The sequence below is a fragment of the Flavobacterium agrisoli genome, assembly GCF_016522065.1.
GTDB classification, from domain to species: Bacteria; Bacteroidota; Bacteroidia; order Flavobacteriales; family Flavobacteriaceae; genus Flavobacterium; species Flavobacterium agrisoli.
The window spans coordinates 25204-50990 of sequence record NZ_JAEHFV010000004.1 but is presented as its reverse complement, the minus strand read 5'-3'; the positions used below and the strand labels follow the sequence as shown (position 1 = coordinate 50990).

Below are 25787 nucleotides of genomic sequence, written 5' to 3'. Positions count from 1 at the left end.
AGTGATAATTATTATATTTGCACGCAACTAAGAATTAAATGAATAGATATTTTTATTTATTGTTATGTTTTAGCTCCCTCTTTTCATCTTCCGCTCAAATTCATGAGGTAGGTGTATTTTTAGGCGGAAGCAATTATATCGGCGACGTAGGAAACACGACCTATATTTCGCCCGATAAATTAGCATTTGGTATTTTGTACAAATGGAACCGCAGCACCCGTCATGCGTATCGGTTTTCTTACACCCAATCAACTTTAACCGCCAATGATTTCGATTCGAATGAAGGCGCTAGAAACCAAAGAGGATATCGTTTTGACAATACAGTGCGGGAGGTAGCTGCCGGAATTGAATTTAATTTTTTTGATTTCAATTTGCATTTATCCGAAAAACAAATCACACCGTATGTATATTCGGGATTAAGTTATTTTGGTTATAACGACCTATATATAATAAATGGCGATACTTTCAAAGAATCGAAAGCACATTCATTTGCCATCCCAATGACATTAGGAGTAAAAACAAACATCACGCCCAATTTTGTTTTAGGAGCCGAAATTAGTGCTCGTTATACCTTTACCGATAATGTAGACGGAAGTTTTCCAAATAGTAACAGTTTGAGCCAATACCGTTTTGGCAACTTAAATAATAATGATTGGTATGTGTTTACTGGAATGACACTAACGTATACTTTTGGAAACAAACCTTGCTTTTGCCCATATTAAGAATGAATTTATTAGAACAAATAGACCCGAACAAATTACCCGAACATTTGGCCATTATTATGGACGGGAATGGTCGTTGGGCCAAACAACAAGGTTTTTTGCGCGCATTTGGTCATGAAAACGGTACCAAATCAGTTAAAAAAACCATTGAAACGTGTACCAAACTCGGGATTAAAAATCTAACTCTTTATGCCTTTTCTACCGAAAACTGGAACAGACCCAAATTGGAAGTAGAAGCCTTGATGAAAATCCTAATCAATTCCTTGAAAAAAGAATTGGAAACTTTAGATAAAAACAACATCAAGTTAAACGCCATTGGAAATTTAGAAAAATTGCCAAAAAAAGCACAAAAAGAACTTTTTGACGTTATCGAAAAGACTAAAAACAATACCCGCTTAACCCTAACTTTAGCCCTAAGTTACGGGGCTAGAGAAGAATTGGTGCAAGCGGTGAAAGCCATTAGCAATAAAGTTAAAAATAATATAATTTCAATTGACAGTCTTGACGATTCAATTATTAATGAGCATCTTTACACGCAAAATTTACCCGATGTAGATTTGTTAATACGTACCAGCGGAGAACATAGAATCAGTAATTTCTTGCTATGGCAAATTGCTTATGCAGAATTGTATTTTACCGATGTGTTATGGCCAGACTTTAAAGAAGAAAATTTATATGAGGCTATCATTAGTTATCAAAAAAGAGAACGTCGATTTGGAAAAACAAGCGAACAAATTAAATAATCACTTAGTGTTACATAAAAGTTTAAAAAAATTACTAATTGCTGCGCTAGTTCTTGGAGGATTTTCGAAAGTTAAAGCACAAGAAAGACTACCTTTTGATTCAGGTAAAACCTACACACTTGCAGATGTAGCTATTGTAGGAAAAATTAGTTTCAATGCCCAAACCGTAGTGACCTTTTCTGGTTTGCAAAAAGGACAAAAAATTACCGTTCCGGGCGAAGAAATTAGTGGCGCCATCAAAAAGCTCGGTAAATTAGGACTCTTTGACGAGATTTCTTTTTATGTAAACCATATTCAAAACGACAGCATCTATCTTGATTTAGAAATAGTTGAATTACCCAAATTAAATGAGGTAAAATTTGTTGGCGTAAAAAAGAGCAAAGTCGACGGTTTGATTAAAGATAATAATTTGACCAAAAACAAAATTGTCAACGAAAATTTAATTACCACTTCTAAAAATTACATCGAAAACAAGTACAAAAAAGACGGTTATTTTAACACCAAAGTAACTATTACCACTACTCCAGCCGACTCGACAGATGGCAATCATGTGAATATGTTGGTGCGTTTGGATCGTGGCGAAAAAGTAAAAGTTAACGATATTGACTTTATCGGAAATACGCAATTAACAGACAAAGAGCTGAAAAGCGCTATGAAAAACACCAAAGAGCGAAACTTTTTACGTTTTTATAAAGCTTCCAAATTCATAAAAGACAAATACAAAGAAGACCTCGAAAAAGTTTTAGCCAAATACAAAGCCAAAGGATACCGTGATGCGCGAATCATTTCGGATTCGGTTACTTATGACAAAAAGAAAAACGGCTTGGCTATTAAAATAAAACTAGAAGAAGGAAACAAATACTACTTTGGTAATATTAAATTTTTAGGAAACACTATTTATCCTGATCAATCGCTTCAGCGTTTATTAGGTATTAAAAGAGGAGATACTTACAACGGTGTTTTGTTGCAAGAAAGAATTGCAGACAAATCAAAACCCGATGCGGAAGATATCACCAATTTATACCAAAATAACGGATACCTGTTCTCTAATATTAATGCAGTAGAAACCAGAACAGCAAACGACACCATTGATTTTGAAATTAGAATTACAGAAGGACCAATTGCTTATTTCAACAAAATTACCGTTGTTGGTAACGACAAAACCAACGATCATGTAATTTATCGTGAATTGCGTACCAAACCAGGTGACAAGTACAGCAAAGAGCAATTAGTACGTACCATTCGTGAGATTGGACAATTAGGATTTTTTGATCCAGAATCTATCGACCCTCAATTTAAAAATGTAGATGCTGCCGCAGGCACGGTAGATATTGAATACCACTTAGTTGAAAAAGGAGCCAGTCAAATAGAACTTCAAGGAGGTTATGGTGGCGGTGGTTTCATCGGTACATTAGGACTTTCGTTTAACAATTTTTCTACTCGAAATATATTCAATAAAGAATCGTACAAACCGCTTCCTATGGGAGATGGACAAAAAGTTTCGTTGCGTTTACAAGGAAGTACGTATTTCCAAACCTATAGTTTATCGTTTGCCGAACCATGGTTTGGTGGTAAAAAACCGGTACAATTTAACTCGTCTATTTCATACAGTAAACAATACAATAACAATTACATTACCCAAACAGTAGACCGAAGCCAAAGTTTCAACATCTTTACGGTTTCTATTGGTAAAGCGAAACGACTTTCATCACCAGATGATTATTTTGTACTATCACAAGCTTTAAGCTACCAGCACTACGATTTGAATAATTATTATACAGGACTGTTTACTTTTGGTAACGGTGCTTCTAGAAACTTATCGTACACGATTGGACTTACCCGAAACAACAAAGGAACCAACCCGATATTTCCAATGTATGGATCAGAGTTCTCTGTTTCGGCAAAATTTAGCCCACCGTATTCGCTATTCAATGGAGTTGATTATGCTGATTTAGGCAATCAAAAAGAGTACAAAAAAACAAGTTCTGATACGTACCAAGACAACAATGGTATCATTGTACAACCTGGCGATTATTTAGATGCTAGCGGAAATCATGTAGACAACTACCAAGATGCGGCGGCAGACCCAGCTAAAGTTGACCAGAAAAAATACAACTGGTTAGAGTACTACAAAGTAAAATTTAAAGCCGATTGGTATACAAAAGTGTACGGTAAATTGGTATTTAGATCATTGGCCGAATTTGGTTTCTTAGGAGCTTACAATCAAGATCGTGGTGTAATTCCGTTTGAGCGTTTTTATTTAGGAGGAGATGGAATGGCCAATTATTCGATGGATGGACGTGAGACGATTCAGTTAAGAGGATATCCAAACAATTCCTTAACCCCTATTAACAGTGCCGGACAACAAATTGGAGCAACCATTTACAATAAATTCTCGTTCGAATTACGTTATCCAATCACCTTAAAACAATCGGCATCGATTTATGCACTGACCTTTTTTGAAGCGGGAGCATCTTACCCTGAATTCAAAAACTACAACCCATTTGATTTGAATCGATCTGCGGGAGCTGGTTTACGTGTTTTCATGCCTGCATTTGGTTTATTAGGAATTGATTTCGGTTACGGATTTGATGGATTACCTACTGCACCAGGAACACGATCTCCTAAAGCCAACGGTTGGGAAACCCATTTCATTATCGGGCAACAATTTTAACAGTCTAATTGGTTAAAAATTTTCAAATAAAGTGATGTTGTTATGAGAAAACAGTTTTTATTTATATTTTTAGCCCTGATTTTTGCCAACAAGCATCAGGGGCAGACCAGAACTACGAAAGTAGGCTACATTGATATGGAATATATTTTACAAAATGTATCCGATTATACCGAAGCCAAAGCACAGTTAGAACTGAAAGCCCAAAAATGGAAACAAGATATCGAAGCAAAAAAAACGGATATCACCAATTTAAAAGAAACTCTTAAAGTAGAAAGAGCCCTATTAACGAAAGAATTAATAGAAGAAAGAGAAACCGAAATTAAGTTCTTAGAAAATGAAATGTTGGATTTTCAGCAAAAACAGTTTGGCGTAAACGGGATGCTAATGCAACAAAAAGCGGCGCTAGCAAAACCTATACAGGACCAAGTTTTTACTGCCGTTCAGGATATTGCCGAAGCAAAAAAATACGATTTTATTTTTGACCGTTCTTCCGATTTGACAATGCTATTTGCGGCGAAACGATTTGATATTAGCGATCAAGTATTACGCATCATCACCAGAGCAGATAAAAGAGAGCAAGTAACTAAAAAACAATTGGAACTTGAAGAGCAACAACAAGCTAAACTTGATGCTATTGAAGAGAATCCTGCTTTAAGCGAACGACAAAAAATTGCCGAAGAGAAAAAAGTACAACGTGAAAAAATACTAGCCGAAAGAAAATTAGCGCAAGACCAAAAACAAAAAGAATACGAAGAAAGACGAAACGCGATATTAGCCGAAAGAGAAGCTAAAAAAAATGGCACGGTTTCTGAAACAGCTAAAACGCAAGCGGCACCGGCAACTAACACAACAGCAAAATCGGTAGAAAGCGATGTTGAGGAGGAAATACCAACCAAAACCGCTGCCGAAACAAAAGCAGAAGAAAGACAACGTTTGTATGAAGAACGTAAAAAAGAATTAGAATTAAGAAGACAAAAAATATTAGAAGAACGAGAGGCTGCCAAAAAAGCAAAAGAAACAACAACTCCTAGCGAAACTTCGACTAAAAATTAAAAACAAATACGACCAATAATTAATTAATATTTAAAATGATGATGAAACAAATTAAAACATTACTAATTGCTGCTATACTTTTTGTAGGTGCTAATCAAACTATGTCAGCTCAAGCAAAAATAGCTCACGTTGATACTGGCGAAATCATGTCTAAAATGCCAGCGATGCTTGATGCACAAAAACAATTAGAAACATTGAGCAAAACGTATGATGCTGAATACAAAAAAATGGTAGACGAGTACCAAGCTAAACTTAAAAAATACGAAGCAGAATCAACTACGGTTACAGAAGCGGTTAACACAGATCGTTCGAAAGAAGTACAAGACATGCAAAAAAGAATTGTGGATTACAGAGATAATGCACAAAAAGAATTGCAACAAAAAGAAACGGATATCGTAAAACCATTAATGGATAAAGTGAAAGCTTCTATCCAAAAAGTAGGTAAAGCAAAAGGATACCAATATGTTGTTGACGGAAGCTCTTTATTACTTGCAGATGGTCCAAACTTGACTGCTGATGTAAAAAAAGATTTAGGATTTTAATCCATCCAAACCCTATACAAAACTGCTCCACTGAATCATCAGTTTGGAGCAGTTTTTTTTTTACAAAAGAAAGATTGCTTCTTTTATAATTTAAAAAAAGTATAAATTTGTTCTCATGACCAACAACCACCCTATAGGCATTTTTGATTCGGGAATTGGAGGCACTTCTATCTGGAAGGCCATTCATGCCTTGTTACCAAACGAAAAAACCATTTATTTGGCCGACAGTAAAAATGCCCCTTACGGTCAGAAATCAAAACAAGAAATCATCGATTTAAGTAAAAAAAATGTTGATTTTTTACTAAATCAAAACTGCAAATTGGTTGTGGTAGCTTGCAATACGGCTACGACAAATGCCATTTCAGAATTAAGAGCTACATATCCAATTCCGTTTATCGGAATTGAACCTGCCATTAAACCTGCTGCGTTAAACTCCAAAACTCAAACCATCGGTATTTTAGCAACACAAGGCACTTTAAACAGCGACTTGTTTCATAAAACGGCCGAAATGTTTCAACACACAAAAATCATGGAACAAGTTGGCCACGGATTGGTACAATTGATTGAAGCAGGCGATTTAAATTCGCCCGAAATGACCCAACTACTCCATTCGTATTTGGAGCCCATGATAGCGGCGAATATTGATTATTTGGTACTCGGTTGCAGTCATTATCCATATTTAATTCCGCAAATAAAAAAAATACTGCCCGAGCACATTCAAATTATTGATTCGGGCGAAGCAGTAGCACGTCAAACCCGAAACATCTTGCAAGAAAAAGTGGGATTAGCAACATTAGAAGCTCCCAAACCCATTTTTTACACAAACACCAATCCCCATGTATTGCAATCCATCATTGGGCAAGAGTATACAGTAGAAGAAAAAGAATTTTAAATTAGTCGATTTTACGCTTCAAAAACCAAATACCATCTAACGATATATTTAGGGATATTTTATGGTAATTTTCTTTGACCAAACCGTCGCCAATTCTACCTCTTTGGCCATACGAATACGATAGGTTGATCGCTGAAAAATTATTCTCTAAAGGAAAAGAAACTCCTAAAGACAAAGCGGCATCATTTACTTTATTGCCATTTATTTCTAAATAACCCGAATTGTAATTACCGCCAACCGAATACCGAAGTTGGTCCCAATAATTCCAGGAACGTTGCGCTTTTTGATAGGACAAACCTACCGCAAAATGATTTTGATTGACAAAATCGCCATAACTATCGGATTGATTCGTTGCAGTCCAAAAGGATCTTTGATAGTCGGCAGTTAAGTTGAATTTTTGCTTAAAAACTTTACTAATTCCGACACCGAATTCAAAGGGTAAAAAATAATCATCACTATCCGACGCTTCATCTGTTGCAACTGTACTATCTCCCGTTGAATTAGAAGTGGCTACCGATTGCACTTTGGAAACTTTTATTTGCGAAGGAACTTTTAGCGTAGCGGCAAGGGTTAAAGTGGAATCAATTTTAATCTGCGTTCCAACTGTCGCTCGAAATCCATTAAAATAACTTTCTTTAGCAATAGCGGTTACCGAGTTGGCTACGTAATATTCGCGGTTTTCCGTAGTAGTTCCAAACAAAAAAGTGCCTGTAAAACCTACCGCCCATTTTGAGCTTACTCGATAGCCATAACTGAAATCCAAATCATTTAAACCACCAGAACCCAAAACATTCAAAGTATAATAATTTTGGCTATCCAAAATAGGCAACTCCAGATTGGAAATTTTAAAACTCGAACTCGAATACGGTTTTAATGCCAAGGATAAGGCCGATTTTTTTGAAATGGGAAAGGCAAAAGCCAAATGCGAAAACTGCATGGTATTGCGACTTTCTTTGAGTTCATTATTTTGAAAAGTGGTAAAAATAGTCTTCCCTCCTACATAAAACAAAAAATGATTTTGATTCATAAATCCCAACGAAGCCGGATTTAAATTATTGATAAAATTTGATGAAGGTAAAGCCAAACCCGAAGAACCAATTCCAGGAATACCGCCAAAATCGGAATCATAAACACTCCCCAATCCGTACATAGAATAGGGCGAAGTGGAAATACTTTGCCCACAAACCAAACCCGAAAAACAAAAGCTCAACACAATATAAAAAAAACAATTCTTCATTAATAAGTCAGGTAAAAAATTTGCAATTCCATTTTGTTATCGTATAAATTTTGATCGCCTAAAACCACCCGGTTAATCTCTTTATTATAATTCGGAATAGTCAGAATTAAGCCTTTTCGGGAATCGGATTGTTTCAGCAATTCCTTCTGCAAAAAACCACCTAAAGGCAATGCGTAATAAACATTTTCATTGAATTCGTCTTTCTTCTGCGATAAGACAGCATATATCGGAATATCTTTAGAATCGTTTAAAGTACCGCTAATTCGATTGAGATTATCCGCTACATATACTTGCAACGAATCGGGCAAGGGATAGGCATCGGAATAGGAATTTTTAACCGGTTTGATTTTTAAAACGGCATCGACTACAGTGCCGTTTTCCGCTATATAATTCATTTCTTTGAGTGTCGGAAAATCAATTCGACAGGCCACACCCGAACCGGATTGAATAAAACCTTTATTACCACTCAAATTGCTGGATAAACTACTAGACGAAATGGGTAAATCCTGAATTAAAGTTCCCGTTTTGTCCGACGAAATAGCATTGTATTGTTTAGTAGCATCGGCAATGGTAAAACTCTTTACGATAGATTCTTCTGCATCCGATTGGTATTTCGAATAATACACGCGTAATTCGCTAGACAAATTAAACCCAACAATATTTGATGAATTGGTTGAGTTTGGTACAAGTACCATTCCTTTTAGGTATTCGGTAAATTCATCAAAATTGGTGATTTCTCTATTTTTTAAGCGTAAAAAAAGTGCCTCGCCAAACGCATCATCCAAACGAACATGAATGGAATCTTTTTCGGTTGGGCGTGGTTTATAAGAATAAGTCGCCAAACTTTTAGAATCGTAAGCCAAACTCGAATTGTTATAAAAACGAGAATCTTCGGAATTGGCGGGTTTTACTTTTTCTAAAATGCGATGTACATCAATGGTTTGCACTTTTGTCGTATCACCAAAATAATAATCATCGTATTTTAAAACCAAGGCTATCGAATCGTAAACATAATTCAAATATTCCGTATCCGAAGCCGAGGTATTTCCGACTGAATAATCACCCACCGAATTGGACAATTGAAAATAACTCACTGATTTTAGTCTCCCGAAAATGGGATCGTCATAGTTGCCAATCAAAATGCGATTTTGTTCCGATGTGACTAAAGAATCAAAGTTGATGGTTGCCATGTTTGCCGTTAACGTATCAATTTGAATCACTTTATTATTTACCGATAAATAATCCGATCCCACAACAAACACGCCTGCATCGGCAACGGTTTCGCAAGCTGCAAAGACACCTACTAAAAGCAGGAGTAAAATTATTTTGTACATACTTATTTTTTGGACAAATATAAATGACGCTTTACTGCACTACATTACAACATATACCGCCAAACGAAATTCATCTATTAAAGCAAGCATTTACTCGATAACTATAGAATGTTGTATTGAAATCCATTCAAAGAAAAAAACAGCAAATTGGTCTATGCAAAACCACCGCTTATATATCTTCTTTTTTTAAAAAGACGAATCAAGCTACTTTTGAAACCAATAAAATAAAAATGAAAATACCACCTTTAATTTACTTTTTACTGACTGCTCCTTTGGTTAGCATACAAGCACAAAATGGTTTTACCGCACAAGGAAACGTTCTAACAGCCGCAAGTGAACAAGTAAATTGGAATCAAGCTTCGATTGGTATTGGATTTAATTTTGCAAAAAACAAGGCAGTTGCTTTTGAAAATTCGTTGTCGTATACACATGCCAATGCTACTTATGACAACCGATATACCAATTGGCAAAACAACCAAAATGGTTTTAATGAAATTAAAAATACAATTGAAGCTACCTTAAAATTTTCAGCAAAAACGGCGGTAAAAGCCAACATTTTACCCAGTTTGAGCTTTCAAGAAAAAATCGGAATAGATAACGTAAGCATTTTGGGCGGACTTGAATTACATCAAATTATTGGTTCGAATTTGGTTTTAATGGCAGGAGTTTCTCGAAGTTCTTTTTTAGGATCGCCCAAAATGGTTCCGATTGGCGCTGTTGCTTATCAAGTTAACGAACAAATAAACGTAAAAGTGGGTTATCCCAATTCGGTAATCAGTTACTCAAACAACGAACGAAATCAGTTTAGATTATGGAACAGTTTTACGGGAAATTTCTACAATGTAGACTCTGAAAAGTATGCTGAAGAAAATACACAAAGGTTATCTATATCGCAAATTTCGACAGCACTAGAATACGAAAGAAATATAGACAACAATTGGATTATAAACCTTCGAGGCGGATACGATTCAAACCGAAAATACCAACTAATTCAAAACAACGGAACCGTAGTTTCTGATTTAAATGTCGGTAACGGCCCTTGTTTTTCATTCGGAATAAAATACAAACATTAAACAATTACAATAGATGAAGCAGAATTTGAAAAGAATAGTTTTAGCGCTAACCATTTTTACCTCCTTACTTACAACTGGCTGCAGCAATGACAACGATGACGATGATTTATTAGGGAACTGGATTAGAAAATCGGCTTTTGATGGCCCTGCCCGATCGAGTGCCGTAGCTTTTATTATAGATAATTATGTATATATCGCAACAGGTTATACAGGCGATGCGTATCTAAAAGATTTATGGGTTTACAACAGCGAAGGAGATTACTGGGAACAAAAAGCCGACTTTACCGGAATTGCGCGTAGTGCCGCTTCTGCCTTTGAACTAGATGGTAACGGTTATATTGGTTTGGGCTATGATGGCACCAATAAATTAAAAGATTTTTACCAATACAATCCCAACACGAATACTTGGACTCAAAAAGCAGATTTTGCTGGTACTGCCCGTTATTCGGCTGTCGGTTTCCAGGTAGGCGGAAAAGCATTTTTTGGTACGGGTTACGACGGAAATTATTTAAAAGATTTTTACCAATACAACCCAACTGCCGATAGCTGGAATATTGTAAGTGGTTTTAGCGGAAATAAAAGAAGAAACGCAACCGTTTTTATTATTGATGACAAAGCCTATTTAGGAACCGGAATTAACAACGGCGCCTACCAAACCGATTTTTGGATGTACGATCCTACTACCGAAGCATGGACGAAAAAAAGAGATTTAAACGACGACGAAGATGATCATGACGATTACAACATTGCGCGCTCTAATGCCGTAAGTTTTTCGATGGATGGATTGGGTTATGTTGGTACTGGAGAATCGTCGAAAACAATTTGGGAATACAACCCTAGCACCGATTTATGGAAAGAAAAAACAGCATTAGAAGGTTCTGGAAGAACTGATGCTCTCGGAATATCCATCAACAATAGGGGTTTCATTATTTTAGGCCGAAGCGGTTCATCTTATTATGATGATTGCTGGGAGTTTAAACCACAACAAGAACAAGATGATGATGACAATTAAATCATTTGATAAATTCTTCTGGAATAGTTTCCAGAAGAATTTATATGCTATAAAACTAGTCTTCTTTTTAGGGATTTGTTTGGTACTTTTTGCAACAGCACGCCAAAATCGTTCAGCATTTTTAGTAATTTCTTTTAAAACAGAAACCGGTTGGGGTTACAAAATAACCGACAATGAAAAAGTAATCATCAAACAAAGCATCATTCCGGTAATTAGTCAGAATAAAAGTTTTTCCTCTGAAGAAGAGGCCCTTAAAACAGGCGAATTCGTAAAAGAAAAACTCCAATCGCATCAGTCGCCAACCCTAACAAAAAATGATTTACTTTTATTAGGAATTAAAATTTAGCACGTTTTGGAAGCATTTAAGAATAAAAACAGACAAAAAATAATCATCCATACCACTATTTGGATATTTTTTATTTTCAGCTCTTGGGTACAGTTCTTCGGAACAATTTTTAGCGTGAATACCGACTTTTACGTACAATGGGCAACGGGAATCGTCTTGTTTTATCTGAATTATTTTTACCTAGTACCGCGTTTTTTATTGCAAAAAAAATACGGTTGGTACTTGGGTTGGACTATCGGGTTAATTGTCGTTTTTATGTCTTTTCGCATTGCCTATACCAAGCCTAAATTTCAGCACGAAAACCGAATGGCCATCGAAAAATTCGACCCAAAAAACAAACCCAATGAAATACCAAAAGGTTTTCCGCCACCCGATTTTAATAAAGAGCCGCACAAAGAGCCCTTTTTCTTTAAAATAGCACCTTCCATTTATTACATTTTAATCATTGCCATTAGTTCGGTTATTAAAATACTGGCGGAATATTATGATAACGAACAAAAAAAACTCATTGCCGAAAGTCACCGTACCACAACCGAATTGAATTTTTTACGCCAACAAACCAATCCGCATTTTTTGTTTAATTCGTTAAACAGCATTTATTCGCTTGCTTTTAAAAAATCGGATTTGGTGCCCAATGCCATCGTGACGCTTTCGGAATTACTGCGCTATATGTTATACGAAACCGACAACAAAACGGTAGCTCTAGAGAAAGAAATCAACTACATTCAAAATTATATCGAATTACAAAAATTACGACTAAACAACATCGAAAACATCAACATTAATGTTCACGGTGATGCTAAAAACAAATTTATCGAACCGCTTTTGTTAATCTCGTTTGTGGAAAATGCTTTCAAATACGGAACCGATTACAAAGGCGCTGCTTACATCAAAATTAAAATTACCATTGAAGGAAATAATCTGGTTTTTAAAATAGAAAATAAAATAGAAGATTACACCACCGACCCCGAAAATTCGGGCATTGGATTAAACAATATTAAAAATCGTTTAGACCTTATTTACCCAAATGCGCACGACCTCAAAATACAGCAAGACAATCAATTTTACAAAGTGTATTTGCTCTTGCAATTAGATAAAATAAAGACACATTTAAATTAACGAATACCATTATGGATCGCAAAAAATTTATTCGAAATGGATTATTAGGAATGGCTTCGCTAGCAGCTGCTAGTAAAGTAATGAGTTCCTGTTCTAAAGAGGAAACGAACAACAATTCGGAATCATCAGATGGTACTTGTATGGTTTCCCCTTCCGAAACTAAAGGCCCGTTTCCGATAAAAACGCCAAGTCAATTGGTGTTAGAAAACATCAAATCCGATCGCATCGGCATTCCGTTACTCATCAACCTCATCATCGAAAACCAAAATAACAATTGCGCCCCTTTGGCCGGGGTTTTGGTCGATTTATGGCATTGTGATAAAGATGGGAATTATTCGGAGTACGGCGGTACGCAAATGCAACAAACCGATTATACTTCGGTTCATTTTTTAAGAGGCAGACAAACTACGGATACTAATGGAAAAGTCGCTTTTATTTCAATTTATCCAGGTTGGTATCAAGGTCGCGCTCCACATCTTCACGTAGAAGTTTTAACTGACTCTGGCAATTCGGTATTGGTTACACAAATTGCTTTTCCGGAAACGATTTCTTCCGAAGTATACGCAAGTACCCATTATGTCGCTCATGGTCAAGCCGACACTTCGAATTCAAAAGACTCGATTTTTTCGGACAGTTTGAGTCAGGAATTGGCAACGGTAACCGGAAATTTAACCGACGGGTTTACCTTAACGCAAACCATTGTAGTAAAAGGCTAAAGGTATATTTATTTTATGATTTTTTTAAAACACTCCTTTACGTTTTACAAGTATTTTTGACAAAACTTTTTACAAATCAAGCTCTTCCTATGAAATGTGTAATTATTGACGACGAACCTTTAGCGGTAGATTTATTACAAGATTTTGTTTCAAAAGTAGATTCGCTCGAATTGGTTGCAACGTTTACCAATGCTATTGATGCTGTTTCGGCGCTTAACCAAATGACCGTTGATTTATTGTTTTTGGATATCGAAATGCCGCATTTTAACGGAATCGAATTTCTGAAAGTTTTAGAAAAAAAACCATTGGTGATTTTTACAACGGCTTATTCCGAATATGCTGTAGAAGGATTTGATTTGGGCGCCATTGATTATTTGGTTAAACCGATCCCGTTTCATCGTTTTTTAAAAGCGGTAGTTCGCGCACAACAAACTTTTCAAAACACACAAACGGCAACTTCTACCATTGCGCCAACTCTTGCAACACCAACTACTCCCGAAATTAATCCAGATTTTATGTTTGTTCGGGCAGAATACGAAAATGTAAAAATTAATTTTTCGGATATTTTATACATTGAAGGGCTAAAAGATTATGTAAAAATTGTCACCACCGATAACAAATTTACCTTAACACTTATAAGTTTAATCAAACTCGAAAATTTACTCGAAAGTAAAGGTTTTGCCCGCATTCATCGTTCGTATATTGTGAACATCAAACACATCAAATCAATTCAAAAAAGCAAAGTTTTAATTGCCGACAAGCGACTTCCGATAAGCGAAAGTTATAAAAACGAATTTTTCGAACGCTTGCAATTGTAGCAATTAAAAACGACTTAATACTTAATACTTTTAAAAAAATCACTCCTTAAACCAACTCGAATACAACATATAATTATTCGAAATTCGTTCAATTTCGCCGGCAAAATCAGATTGGTCTATCGATTTGACTTTTCTAGCAGGAACGCCAGCATAAATACTACCCGATTCAATTACGGTATTTTGGGTTACAACCGCACCGGCTGCTACAATCGAATTGCTTTCCACCACACAATTATCCATTACGATAGCGCCCATTCCAATTAAAACGTTGTCCTGAATTGTACAACCATGCACAATTGCATTATGCCCAATCGAAACATTATTCCCGATTATAGTGGGATGTTTTTGATAGGTACAATGAATAATGGCACCATCCTGAACGTTTACTTTATTGCCAATTTGAATAAAATGCACATCGCCACGAATTACGGCATTAAACCATACACTGCACGAATCGCCAAAAGTCACATCGCCCACAATAGTTGCATTTTCGGCCACATAACAATCGGCAGGAATTTGAGGCGATTTTCCGTTTACTGTTTTTATAAGCATAAGTTTACTTTTAAAATTGCGTTTAATTAATAGCAGGACAAGCGCAGTCGTAGCGTTCTTTTTTACAAAACAAATCGACACCCAACGTAATTTGATGATAACCACCATTATCAAAATTCACATTCCCGGTTACATTCGAATACGTGTAACCCAACATAAATTTATTAAAATTAACACCTACAAACGGCGTAATATATTGCATGCGTTGTACTGCAATTTCATTTCCATCAAAATATTGGGTTCCATCAAAATTACGACGGTACGATAATCCGCCCCACAAGCTACCAAAATCAAGCTTTTTATACACTTTTAAATTAGCGTCTATTATTTTTTCTTTGGTTTTATCCATCAATTGAAACAAAATTGAAGGCTCAAAATAGAAATCCTTTTTTTGCCCAAACACATAACCCACACTCAAGAGGTATTTTCGTAAATTATCACTTTCTAATTCCGAATACAAATCGCGACGAGTTTCCAACAAGCCCTGAATGGTAGCATGAGCATAAAAATTCAGATAATTATACGACATTCCTAAGTCGACATTGAAATAACTGTCTTTTTGAATATCACCAAAAATAATTGGATCGTAGCCGCTAAAAGTCGATTCATCAAGTTGATTTTGAATCAGTCCTCCGCTAATCCCGAATGAAAGCTGATTTAAATCAATTTCATCTCTCGAAAAAAGCAAATGATAGGCATAGGTTAATTTGACCCCTTTTTGCGAATGATATCCGTTTTTATCGTTAAACAAAATAATACCTGCACCGGTTTTCTCACCTACTCTACCATTGAAACTGAGGGTTTGTAAAGCAGGCGAATCATCTTGATTAATCCATTGTTTGCGAGCAGTAAGTCGAATTTTAGCACAATTGGCTGCTCCGGCCATCGAAGGGTGAATGAGGTAATAATTATCGGTTAAATAATCGGAATAAACCGGAATTCCTTCTTGTGAATATCCCCAGGAAAATATTCCCAAAAACAGGACAAAGAGTCTTAGTTGTAATGGCATTCGGTGGTTGATTGGTTGTGTTTTTTTAATTGGACTCTTCTTCAAAAGTAACCTATTGCATCTCCTATTATTTAATTCTAATTATGATAATAAAAACCAAATATAACTATTAGTAGAAAATATCTTTAGTAAATTTGCATAAAAATTAAAACAAGCCATGGCAAAAATCACGATAAAAGAAACACAAAATCCTACCATAATAAAATTTGAATTTCCTGATTTTATTACACGTCACCAAAGTTACGAATACAAAAACATAGACGAGGCTAAAGAATCGCCTTTGGCACAACAATTATTCTATTTGCCATTTGTAAAAACAGTTTACATTTCGGGAAATTTTATTGCTGTTGAACGCTACAGCATTGTAGAATGGGACGATGTTAAGGAAGCGGTTGCCGAACAAATTGAAAAATTTGTAGAAAACGGCGGTACCATTATAACAGAAAACGAAAACAAGCCTAAAAAAATGCCCATTACCGTTTACGCCGAAACAACGCCAAACCCATCGGCATTGAAATTTGTGGTGAATAAAATGCTAACCAAAACAGCCGTTGAATTTAAAAATATTGATCAAGCTGCGGCTTCACCTTTGGCTCAAGCCTTATTCAAATTTCCGTTTGTGAAAGAAATTTTCATGGACGAGAATTACATTTCGGTAACCAAATACGAAATTAACAGTTGGGATGAAATCACTTTAGAAGTAAGAACTTTTATTAAAGAATTCATGGAAAATGGCGGTACCGTGATAGACGAAAGTTTACTACCGGCAGCTACAAAAAATGACTCTCAAAAAGATGAAGCTTTTGACAAACTAGATGTTACCTCGCAGCAAATTATTAATATTTTAGAAGAATACGTAAAACCAGCCGTTGCTGCCGATGGTGGAAACATTGCTTTTGAATCCTATAACGAAGACAGCAAAACGGTAAATGTTATTTTGCAAGGTGCTTGTAGCGGTTGTCCTTCTTCGACTTTTACTTTAAAAAGCGGAATTGAAAACATGTTAAAAAGCATGTTAAACGACGAGCAAATAAAAGTAGAAGCTATTAACGGATAATTTTTATCTTTATATATCAACTAAACCTTCTTTTTAGAAGGTTTTTTTATTGCTTTTATGGAACAAGAACATCAAAAAATTGCGCTTTATATTCAAAAAATCATCGACATGATGATTGGGTATTCGCCCAAATTAATTTCGGCTTTTCTTATTTTATTCATCGGACTGTACCTCATTCGCATCATCAATCGATTGATACGAAAAATTATGATACGCCGTAATTTAGACCCCACTTTAACCAAGTTTTTAGCCGATTTGTTACTTTGGGCACTCCGCATTTTACTCTTCGTCACTTTCATTTCAAAACTCGGGATTGAAACTTCTTCTTTTGTCGCCATTTTGGGAGCTATTGGTTTGGCGGTTGGACTTTCGTTGCAAGGCTCGCTTTCTAATTTAGCAGGAGGCGTTTTGATAATTGTATTCAAACCATTTCGGGATGGCGATTTGATTGAAGCACAAGGGATAACGGGTACGGTGAGCGAAATTCAACTTTTTGTAACCAAACTTATTGCAGCCAACAACCAGACGGTTTTCATTCCAAACGGTCCGCTCTCTAACGGTAGCATTATCAATTACTCCATGCAAGGACATCGTAGAGCCGAATTTACCTTTACCATTGCCTATGATGCCGACATAAAAACAGTCAAACAGATTATATTAAATTTGCTTTTGAACGATCCGAATGTTTTAAAAACACCTGCGCCGCGCGTTTTTGTAAAAAGTTTAGCCGACAATGGAATTGTTTTGGCGGTTTATCCTTGGGCTAAAAATGAAGATTTTGATGCAGTCAGTACCAACACACTCGAAAATTGCAAATATGCACTAGAAAATGCTGGAATTAATATGCAGCCCTATGTTCAAGAGTTGAGTAAAACCAATCTGCAAGAATAAACAAACTTATTTTTTAGAAGTAGTGACCATAAAATCTTTTAAATAATACGGTTCAAAATAAGCCACATCTTCGAATTGTTTGTTTTGGAATTTTTCAAAGCTCCATTTTGCCATTTCTTTGGCAGACGGATATTGGATATTCTCTAAGAAAACAAAATTAGGTTTAGTTAAAACCGTTTGGCATTTGGGCAAACAATCGCCAACAAAATAAAGAGTTTCTGTATAGGAATCGAAGGAATATTCGGTTAAAATTTCGGCCTGAATAGCACGTGCTTTTTGCCAATTGGTATCAAAAACGGCACTGTAAACTTCCATTCTGCGGGCATCCAACATCGGCACGATTAAACCATCTGAAATAGTAACTTGCGAAGCCAACGATTGCAAAGTATCCACCGCTACTAGCGGAATAGACAACGCAAAACACAATCCTTTAGCCGCCGAAACGCCAATACGCAAACCCGTGTACGAACCAGGTCCTTGACTGACGGCGACTGCTTCTAAATCAGAAAAAGAAATGGAAGCTTCCTGTATACATTCCTCAATAAAAACATGTAATTGCTCCGCATGCGAATAGCCTTCGCCCGCGATTTCTTTACACAAAACGATTTGCCCGTTTTGAGCCAATGCTACCGAACAATTTTTAGTTGCTGTTTCAATATTTAAAATATAACCCACTTTTGCTTGATTTTTAGATAAAAAAAGAAAACCACATTTAGCAATAAAATGTGGCTTCAAAATTAGTTTATTTTTTAGGTTTATCCGTTTTAATTTTTACTTTATCTCCCGAATTCAACTCTTTAGAGACTACAGTGTAAGGACCCGTGATGACTTGATCGCCAGCTTTCAGTCCCGACGAAACTTCTATATTCATATCATCCTGAATACCTGTTTTAATGACGCGTATTTTGGCTTTATCGCCTACTTTTACAAAAACACATTCAAACTTTTTATCTTCTTTAGGAGCTTCTTTTTTGTCTTCGTTAGGATCTTCTACTTTAAAGTCTTTTGCTGCTGTAGCTGCTGTATCCGACTTAACTACAACCGAACTAATCGGCACTGCAAGGACATTCGTTTTTGTTTTAGTTATAATATCAACCGTAGCGGTCATACCGGGTCTAAAAGGAGAATATGCTGCGGGTTTACCTGCTGTTAAATCGGCGTACGAATCTTTTAAAATACGCACTTTTACTTTAAAATTAGTTACCTGATCGGCAGTTAAATCGCTGCTGGCCGAATTGGAAATACTAGTCACAACGCCTTTAAATTGTTTTTTCAAATAAGCATCGACCTCTACTTTTGCTTCATCGCCTACCTTAATTTTTACAATATCATTTTCGTTTACGTCTACTTCAACTTCCATATTATTCAAATTGGCCACACGCAAAAGCTCAGTTCCCGCCATTTGTTGGGTACCCAAAACGCGCTCGCCCAATTCTACATTCAAAACCGAAATGGTTCCATCGGCTGGCGCATAAATAGTGGTACGCCCTAAATTGTCTTTTGCCTCGTTTACCGAAGCCGAAGCACTTTGCACATTATAATACGCATTTTGTTTGTTGGCTTTAGCTACTTCAAAAGAAGCAATGGCTTTATCCCAATCCGATTTGGAAATAATGCCTTTATCAAAAAGGGTTTTGTTACGATCATAATTGGCTTTGGCTTCTTTGTAATTGGCCTCAGACTGACTCAAACCTGCTTTGGTTCCGGATAAATTAGAAATAGAACGATTGTAACTAGAGGTATATAAATCGGGATTGATTTTAACCAATAAGTCGCCTTTTTTAACCACTTGACCTTCTTTTACATTTAGCGAAATAATTTCGCCCGAAACTTCAGAAGAAATTTTCACTTCGATTTCAGGTTGAATTTTACCGGTTGCCGAAACGGTTTCAACAATAGTCGAATTAATAACTTTGGCAACTTCTACCTCTGTTCCTTCGTCTTTATTTCCTATTATTCCGGCTTTTGACAAACCGATTAAAGCGGCAATAGCGACCACTGTAACTCCAAGAATAATGTATAGTGTTTTTTTTGACATGGTTTATTAGTTTTGAATAATTGGAATTCCGAAATAAAACTCTAATATTTTGATTTTGAAAATATAATCGTATTTGGTACGCAATACTTCCGATTGTGCATTGGTAAATAAGGTTTGCGCCTGATTAAAATCGAAGGAATTCATCAAACCAACTTCGTATTTTTCGGTAGCATAATTAAAGGCTTCTTGTCGGGCTTCTAAAGCTACGATTGCCGATTCATGTGCTTTCAAGGCTCCCTTGGCATCGGTAAAAGCAGTGTACACATTACGTTGCAAATCCAATTCTTTTTGCTCCAAATCTATTTTAGAACGTTCCAAATCAACTTTGGTACGCTCTACATTGTTGCGAACCGAAAAACCATTTAAAACCGGAATACTCAACTGAAAACCAAACGCTTGTCCTTTATTATCTGCAAATTGATTCCAAAACGGTGGCGCTGGACTAGAAACAACTGTACCGTTTTCTATACTGATTTGATCGGCATAAGAAATCCTGGTATTAATATTATAAAACCCTTGCAAAGTGGGTTGAAAAGCACCTCTTGCAATTTTGACATTTTTTTCGGCAATTTCTAAGTTGGTTTGCGCAATTTTAAGTTCTGTACGCGTTTCTTTGGCTCTTGCATATACATCCATAGGTGTTTTTTCCAAAATATTATTTTCGTCCTGAAGTGTATTCTCATCTACAACATCAAAATTGGCAAACTCTTTTAATTGTAACAATTGCGCCAAGCTTAATTTAGAAATTAACAAAGTGTTTTCGGCATTAATTACATTTTGCTGACTAGTAGCTACAGTGGCTTTTACATCGAGTAAATCTCCTCTTGGAATACTTCCTGCTTTAACCATTTCATCCGAACGCTCGTATTGTTTTTGGTTAATTGCCAATTGCTCTTGTTGTACTTTTAAATTCTGTTTGTTAAACAACACTTGCAAAAAAGCATTGGCCACGTTTAAAGCCACATCTTCCTGCATTTTGGTTAATTGATATTGCGAGGCAATAAGCGCTAGTTTTTGCTTACGCATGGTATTTTGGTTTTGCAAACCTTTGTAAATATCAACACCCACTCCGGCTCCCATAGACGAGTATTGGGTTGTTGAAGTCGCCGCAATATTTGTTACGGGATTGACGTTCAAACCAACGTTCCAGGAATGAGATGCATTGGCATTAACCGAAGGCAAAAAATTTCCAAAAGCATCTTTTTTATTGATTTCGGCCGACTGCGTATCCAAGTCGGATAGTTTAATGGAGATATTGTGGTCAATCGCATATTTCACACACTCTTCTAAGGTCCATTGTTTGGTTTGTCCTTGCATCGAAAAGACCGATAATAAACCCAATAGTAAGCCAATAGTTTTTATACTTTTCATATACTTATCGTGAAGTGCAGCAAGCCTGCCACACAAATTTAACATTAATTTTAAAATCAAGATTCTACCTTTTAGGCTTTATTCTTTTTTATCTTCTGAAATCAAACCTTGGTTCCATATTTTGATTTTATCCGAAGCTTTTATTCCGTTTTTCACCTCTACATAAATACCGTCACTTACGCCTAAAGTCAAATCTTTACGAGTAAACTTTTGCGGAGCAGTTTCTACTTCTACAAAAGGTTTTTGCGTTTTTTTATCGAATTGCACTAACGATTCTTTGATAGCTAAAACCTTATCCGCTTTTTCCAAAATAATCGAGGCATTCGCACTTAAACCTGCTCTGATAAAAGTAGCATCATCATTTGTCAAATCGGCTTTAATTTCAAATTGAATAGCGCCATTTTCAGTTACTCCTTTTGGTGCAATGTAACGAAGGGAGGCATCAAATTTTTTATTTTCAATAGCGCCAATGGTAATTTCGATAGGCATTTTTTCTTTAATTTTCCCCACTTCCGACTCGTCGATTTTTCCAACAAAAATCATTCTGCCCACATCGGCAACACTTGCAATGGTAGTACCTTCATTAAAATTATTGCTTTCGATTACCTGATTTCCTACTTTTACCGGAACATCTAAAACCATCCCATTTACGGTGGAACGAATCAACGTATTAGCATATTTACCTAAGCCCGATGTAGTTCCCGTTTTTACAATATCCAAACTTTGCTTGGCAGCCGCATAATTTTGTTTGGCTTGTTTGTAAGCCAACAAAGCAGCATCGTAATCATTGGCCGAAATAACGCCTTTATCAAATAATGTTTTTTGACGTTGGTACATTTTTTCTTGATTATCTAATTCTATTTTACTGGTTTGCACTTGATTTTGAGAGTTACTCAAATTGGAAACATTGGCCACCACTTTTATTTTAGCAATCATATCCCCCGCTTTGATATTTTGACCGGCTTTGATATAAACAGCCTCAATAATTCCAGAAATATTGGGTTTAATAAGCACCTCTTCATCGGGTTGAATATTACCTGTAGCAATAGTGTTTTTTACAATGGTTTTCACTTCTGCTTTTTCGGTTTTGTATACAATGGCTGCTTCGTGATTTTTAGCATACAAATAATACAAGGCTCCAACAAAAACTAAAACGATGACAATTAAAATGGTTATGGTTACTCCTTTTTTCATTTTTTGGGTTTTATTCGATTATAATGATTGTAATTTTATTCGGTTCGTAAAGCATCTACAGGTTTCACATTTATTGCAATTTGGGCTGGAATAAATCCGGCTAATAAACCCGAACCTACCAAAATAAGCAAAGCAATAAACACAACACCCAAATCAACACTCGGATTCGCAAACATTGTATTGTTATCTGCTGGCATGCTATCTAAAACCATATTTAAAACAGCCAACACTCCGGTTGCAACTGCAATTCCTAACATTCCTGATATTATCGTTAAAAAGATGGATTCTGATAAAATTTGTCCTCGAATAGCCGCTGGAGTTGCCCCTAAAGCGCGTCGAATCCCGATTTCTTTAGTTCTTTCTTTTACCACGATTAACATAATGTTTGAAATACCGATTACGCCTGAAATTAAAACCAACGTACCCACAAAATAGGCGATGATTTTTAAAATGGTAAACAAACTTTGTATTTTACTAAATTGTTCGTACAAATCAAATTTTCCAACGGCGCGATCATCTTCTGGATGAATATAATGCAAGGCTTTTATTTTTTCTAAAATATGCGGTTTTAAGTCGGTTATCGAAGCATTGTCTTTTGCCGTTAGTGCCATCCATCCTACTTTATCGCCATAATTAAAGGCTTGTTGAAAAGTGGTAAACGGAATAAAAATATTTTTTTGCTCCTGCTCTGCATTTCCGCCTTGTTGTTTGGAATGGTAAACGCCCACCACCATAAAATTGATACCATTAATTTTTAGATAGGTTCCTAATGCTTCTTCTGTTTTTTGGTACAATTCTTTGATTACTCCTTCTCCCACTACCACAACTTTTCGTCTTTCCGAAATATCCTGATAATTGATAAAACGCCCTTTGATAATATCCATCGGTTGTTGTTTGATGAGTTCAGGATAATCGCCATATATAGAAAAAGCCGCTGTTTTAGTGCCACGTACTACGTTATTTGAACCACTAAACTCACCTAATTGATTTCGAGGCGAAACATACAACAAATCAGGAAAAGCTTGCTTTAATGCTGCTACGTCCGAATTTCGAAAATCATATCGTCTTGTTTTAGGCAACCCTTTATAGGCTTTTGAAGTGGTTTGACTCCACATGAACATGGTATTAGTAGCAATGCCATCAAAACCTTTTTTTACGCCATTTTCGAGTCCATTACCTGCAGCCAATAAAATCACCAAAATAAAAATACCCCAAAACACACCAAAAGCGGTTAAAACCGTTCTAAAAACATTGGCTGTTAAGGCCTGTAAAATTTCGTCCCAATTATCTTTTTTAAACATCGTTATTCGTCTCTAAGTGCTACAATGGGTTTAATTTTAGCGGCTCGGTAAGCAGGGAAAAAACCAGCCAAACCTCCTGCAAAAACCAGAATACCTAACGTGGTTAAAGCAACTCCAAAATCAACTTCGGGATTTCTAAAAAACTCACTTTGCACCATGGGGCCTACAAACTCCAGCAATAACAAACTTGCTAATAAACCCACAAAGCCAGCAATGGTGGTGATAAAAATAGACTCATGCAAAATCATTCCGATTATAGAAATGGGAGAGGCACCTAACGCTTTTCGAATTCCAATTTCTTTGGTTCTTTCTTTTACAATTATTAACATAATGTTACTTACTCCCACAACACCGGCAATGATGGTGCAAATACCAACCCACCAAAAAAAGAGGCGAATGTATAAATTAAGATCGTAAAATTGTTTGGCATCTTCAACCGAATTATACACTCCAATTGCCGCATCGTCATCGGGTGCAATAATGTTTTTGCTTTTTAATAATTCTTTTATACCATTAGTAAAATTTTCCGATTGCGCTAAAGCTTCCTCGTAATTAGCGGTTTTATTAAGCACAAACATCATCCCATTGATTTTATCTCCTGCACCATAAGCCCTTTGCACCGTAGTCATCGGCATGTAAACTCGAGATTCTTCTCGTTCTCCCGAAGGATCTGTAAAAACGCCTATCACTTTAAAATTAATACCATTTACCACAATGATTTTTCCCATAGGATCGGCATCCTTAAACAAATCTTGCTTTACTTTTAATCCGATGGCTGCGACTTTTTCGTTATTTTGTAAATCTTTCGCATTAACAAAACGTCCCTGTATGATAGTTCCGTTTTCAATAGCTAAATAATCCGGATTTACACCTCTAAATTGGTAGTTACCTGACTCTTTTCCGTAACTAATCAAGCCGCCCCAAGTAATGTTGGTCGCTGATTTTTTATCAATTTGATTTTCGAATTTTTGTACGGGAATTTCATAATCACTATTACGTAATTGAATTTCGCGACCTGGATTAAGTCCTTTGTATTGCTTTGTTGTCGAATTGGACCAAACTTCAATAATTCCTTCGGCATCATTTTCGAATTGTTTTTCAATTCCATTTTGAAGTCCTTTACCGGCTCCCAATAAAATCACCAAAATAAAAATACCCGATGCTACCGAAATCCCCGTTAAAAAAGTTCGAAGTTTGTTTTTGGCAATAGCCTCAAATATTTCTTGCCACCGCTCTATATTAAACATATTGCGAAGCTCTTACTTGTTCTACCATTTTATCATCGATAATCAAACCGTCTTTTAGCACTACATTGCGTTTGCACATGGCTGCAATATCGGGCTCGTGCGTAACTATGAGTATGGTTTTACCTTCGTCGTTAATGCCTTGAATCAACTCCATTACTTCGTAAGATGTTTTGGTATCCAAAGCACCTGTTGGTTCATCCGCCAATAAAACTTTAGGATTTGAAGCCAATGCGCGTGCAATTGCCACCCTTTGTTTTTGTCCGCCCGAAAGTTCATTAGGTAAATGATTGGCATGCGAACCCAATCCTACTTTCTCCAAATAACTCATGGCAATTTCGGTTCTGGCAGCTCGCTTTATGCCTTGATAATACAACGGAAGCGCCACATTATCCAACGCATTTTTGTAATTTATTAAATTAAACGATTGAAACACAAAACCCAAAAACTGGTTGCGATAACGAGAAGCGATCGTCTCATTCAGATTTTTAATAGGCACATTATCCAACGTATAGCTACCTTCATCTGCTTCATCCAAAATACCCAAAATGTTCAACAATGTCGATTTTCCAGAACCTGAAGACCCCATAATAGCTACCAATTCACCTTCTTTTATATTGAAATTAATTCCTTTCAATACATGTAGTTTAGAATTTCCCATTTTATAGGACTTATGCAAGTCTTTAATTTCGATCATAGTTCCTTAATTTTATAAAGCAATAATACCAAATTTGGTAGTTATCTCACAACAAATAAACGTTAATAGTTTTAAGAATTTTAACCATAAGTGTCTTATTTTGCGAAAACGTTACAAGATTTAACAGCGAATATTTACTTTTTTTACATTTG

25 protein-coding genes are annotated in these 25787 nt (G+C 36.1%); 14 read left to right on the top strand and 11 right to left on the bottom strand.

All coding sequences use genetic code 11. The features are described 5' to 3' along the window. The first annotated feature begins 38 nt into the window (after positions 1-38). The 6 genes from porG (at position 39) to murI (ending at position 6626) form a co-directional block, all read left to right on the top strand. On the top strand, positions 39-722 hold the full coding sequence (porG, locus tag I5M07_RS10600; RefSeq protein WP_200106422.1) for a type IX secretion system protein PorG: 684 nt from the start codon (positions 39-41) through the stop codon (positions 720-722). A 2-nt stretch (positions 723-724) separates the two neighbouring features. After that, entirely contained in the window at positions 725-1465 is a 741-nt protein-coding gene (locus I5M07_RS10595; RefSeq protein WP_200106421.1) for an isoprenyl transferase, read from the top strand. After that, on the top strand, positions 1398-4139 hold the full coding sequence (locus I5M07_RS10590; protein ID WP_200106420.1) for a BamA/OMP85 family outer membrane protein: 2742 nt from the start codon (positions 1398-1400) through the stop codon (positions 4137-4139). Before I5M07_RS10595 ends, I5M07_RS10590 begins: the two co-directional genes overlap by 68 nt. 42 nt (positions 4140-4181) lie before the next feature. Next, positions 4182-5192: an OmpH family outer membrane protein gene (locus tag I5M07_RS10585; protein ID WP_200106419.1), complete on the top strand. Its 1011-nt coding sequence runs from the start codon at positions 4182-4184 to the stop codon at positions 5190-5192. A gap of 38 nt (positions 5193-5230) precedes the next feature. Continuing rightward, positions 5231-5734, top strand: coding sequence for an OmpH family outer membrane protein (locus tag I5M07_RS10580; RefSeq protein WP_394369058.1), 504 nt, complete (start codon positions 5231-5233; stop codon positions 5732-5734). Between the two features lie 115 nt (positions 5735-5849). Then, positions 5850-6626 carry a glutamate racemase gene (gene murI / locus I5M07_RS10575; RefSeq protein ID WP_200106418.1) on the top strand — a complete coding sequence of 259 codons (777 nt, stop codon included), beginning with the start codon at positions 5850-5852 and terminating at the stop codon, positions 6624-6626. A gap of 1 nt (position 6627) precedes the next feature. On the opposite strand, the gene I5M07_RS10570 is transcribed toward murI, so the two are convergent. Both I5M07_RS10570 and I5M07_RS10565 read right to left on the bottom strand, forming a co-directional pair. Then, complete coding sequence (locus tag I5M07_RS10570; RefSeq protein ID WP_200106417.1) at positions 6628-7863, bottom strand: aromatic hydrocarbon degradation protein; 1236 nt, start codon at positions 7861-7863, stop codon at positions 6628-6630. Beyond that, positions 7863-9197, bottom strand: a complete 1335-nt coding sequence (locus tag I5M07_RS10565; protein WP_200106416.1) for a DUF4270 family protein — start codon at positions 9195-9197, stop codon at positions 7863-7865. The genes I5M07_RS10570 and I5M07_RS10565 overlap by 1 nt, the downstream gene beginning before the upstream one ends. A 230-nt stretch (positions 9198-9427) precedes the next feature. On the opposite strand from I5M07_RS10565, the gene I5M07_RS10560 reads away from it, so the two are divergent. The 6 genes from I5M07_RS10560 (at position 9428) to I5M07_RS10535 (ending at position 14281) form a co-directional block, all read left to right on the top strand. Next, positions 9428-10270, top strand: a complete 843-nt coding sequence (locus I5M07_RS10560; protein ID WP_200106415.1) for a DUF6268 family outer membrane beta-barrel protein — start codon at positions 9428-9430, stop codon at positions 10268-10270. A gap of 13 nt (positions 10271-10283) precedes the next feature. Further along, positions 10284-11282 (top strand): Kelch repeat-containing protein, encoded by a 999-nt coding sequence (locus I5M07_RS10555; protein ID WP_200106414.1) that lies wholly within the window; start codon positions 10284-10286, stop codon positions 11280-11282. Further along, positions 11266-11628 carry a DUF4907 domain-containing protein gene (locus tag I5M07_RS10550; RefSeq protein WP_233622035.1) on the top strand — a complete coding sequence of 121 codons (363 nt, stop codon included), beginning with the start codon at positions 11266-11268 and terminating at the stop codon, positions 11626-11628. Before I5M07_RS10555 ends, I5M07_RS10550 begins: the two co-directional genes overlap by 17 nt. 6 nt (positions 11629-11634) lie before the next feature. Beyond that, a complete protein-coding gene (locus I5M07_RS10545; RefSeq protein ID WP_200106413.1) occupies positions 11635-12747 on the top strand; it encodes a sensor histidine kinase in 1113 nt (370 codons plus the stop codon). Positions 12748-12758: 11 nt separating this feature from the next. After that, positions 12759-13463, top strand: coding sequence for a dioxygenase family protein (locus I5M07_RS10540; RefSeq protein ID WP_200106412.1), 705 nt, complete (start codon positions 12759-12761; stop codon positions 13461-13463). A gap of 89 nt (positions 13464-13552) precedes the next feature. Further along, entirely contained in the window at positions 13553-14281 is a 729-nt protein-coding gene (locus tag I5M07_RS10535; RefSeq protein ID WP_200106411.1) for a LytR/AlgR family response regulator transcription factor, read from the top strand. A 39-nt stretch (positions 14282-14320) separates the two neighbouring features. On the opposite strand, the gene I5M07_RS10530 is transcribed toward I5M07_RS10535, so the two are convergent. Together I5M07_RS10530 and I5M07_RS10525 are read right to left on the bottom strand one after the other, a co-directional pair. Further along, positions 14321-14833 carry a gamma carbonic anhydrase family protein gene (locus I5M07_RS10530; protein ID WP_200106410.1) on the bottom strand — a complete coding sequence of 171 codons (513 nt, stop codon included), beginning with the start codon at positions 14831-14833 and terminating at the stop codon, positions 14321-14323. Positions 14834-14855: 22 nt separating this feature from the next. Next, positions 14856-15842 carry a PorP/SprF family type IX secretion system membrane protein gene (locus I5M07_RS10525; RefSeq protein WP_200106409.1) on the bottom strand — a complete coding sequence of 329 codons (987 nt, stop codon included), beginning with the start codon at positions 15840-15842 and terminating at the stop codon, positions 14856-14858. Between the two features lie 157 nt (positions 15843-15999). On the opposite strand from I5M07_RS10525, the gene I5M07_RS10520 reads away from it, so the two are divergent. After that, positions 16000-16899 carry a NifU family protein gene (locus I5M07_RS10520; RefSeq protein WP_200106408.1) on the top strand — a complete coding sequence of 300 codons (900 nt, stop codon included), beginning with the start codon at positions 16000-16002 and terminating at the stop codon, positions 16897-16899. 57 nt (positions 16900-16956) lie between these two features. After that, on the top strand, positions 16957-17790 hold the full coding sequence (locus tag I5M07_RS10515; protein WP_200106407.1) for a mechanosensitive ion channel family protein: 834 nt from the start codon (positions 16957-16959) through the stop codon (positions 17788-17790). A gap of 6 nt (positions 17791-17796) precedes the next feature. Here I5M07_RS10515 and tsaB read toward each other — a convergent pair whose 3' ends face one another. From tsaB to I5M07_RS10480, 7 genes are all read right to left on the bottom strand, one after another. Next, positions 17797-18465 carry a tRNA (adenosine(37)-N6)-threonylcarbamoyltransferase complex dimerization subunit type 1 TsaB gene (gene tsaB / locus I5M07_RS10510; protein WP_200106637.1) on the bottom strand — a complete coding sequence of 223 codons (669 nt, stop codon included), beginning with the start codon at positions 18463-18465 and terminating at the stop codon, positions 17797-17799. Positions 18466-18532: 67 nt separating this feature from the next. Next, positions 18533-19828, bottom strand: coding sequence for an efflux RND transporter periplasmic adaptor subunit (locus I5M07_RS10505; protein ID WP_200106406.1), 1296 nt, complete (start codon positions 19826-19828; stop codon positions 18533-18535). Between the two features lie 6 nt (positions 19829-19834). Beyond that, positions 19835-21199 (bottom strand): TolC family protein, encoded by a 1365-nt coding sequence (locus I5M07_RS10500; protein WP_200106405.1) that lies wholly within the window; start codon positions 21197-21199, stop codon positions 19835-19837. A gap of 78 nt (positions 21200-21277) precedes the next feature. Next, positions 21278-22393, bottom strand: coding sequence for an efflux RND transporter periplasmic adaptor subunit (locus I5M07_RS10495; protein ID WP_200106404.1), 1116 nt, complete (start codon positions 22391-22393; stop codon positions 21278-21280). A 35-nt stretch (positions 22394-22428) separates the two neighbouring features. Continuing rightward, entirely contained in the window at positions 22429-23694 is a 1266-nt protein-coding gene (locus I5M07_RS10490; protein WP_200106403.1) for an ABC transporter permease, read from the bottom strand. A gap of 2 nt (positions 23695-23696) precedes the next feature. Further along, on the bottom strand, positions 23697-24941 hold the full coding sequence (locus I5M07_RS10485; RefSeq protein WP_200106402.1) for an ABC transporter permease: 1245 nt from the start codon (positions 24939-24941) through the stop codon (positions 23697-23699). After that, positions 24934-25635, bottom strand: coding sequence for an ABC transporter ATP-binding protein (locus I5M07_RS10480; protein WP_200106401.1), 702 nt, complete (start codon positions 25633-25635; stop codon positions 24934-24936). Before I5M07_RS10480 ends, I5M07_RS10485 begins: the two co-directional genes overlap by 8 nt. Between the last annotated feature and the right edge of the window lie 152 nt (positions 25636-25787).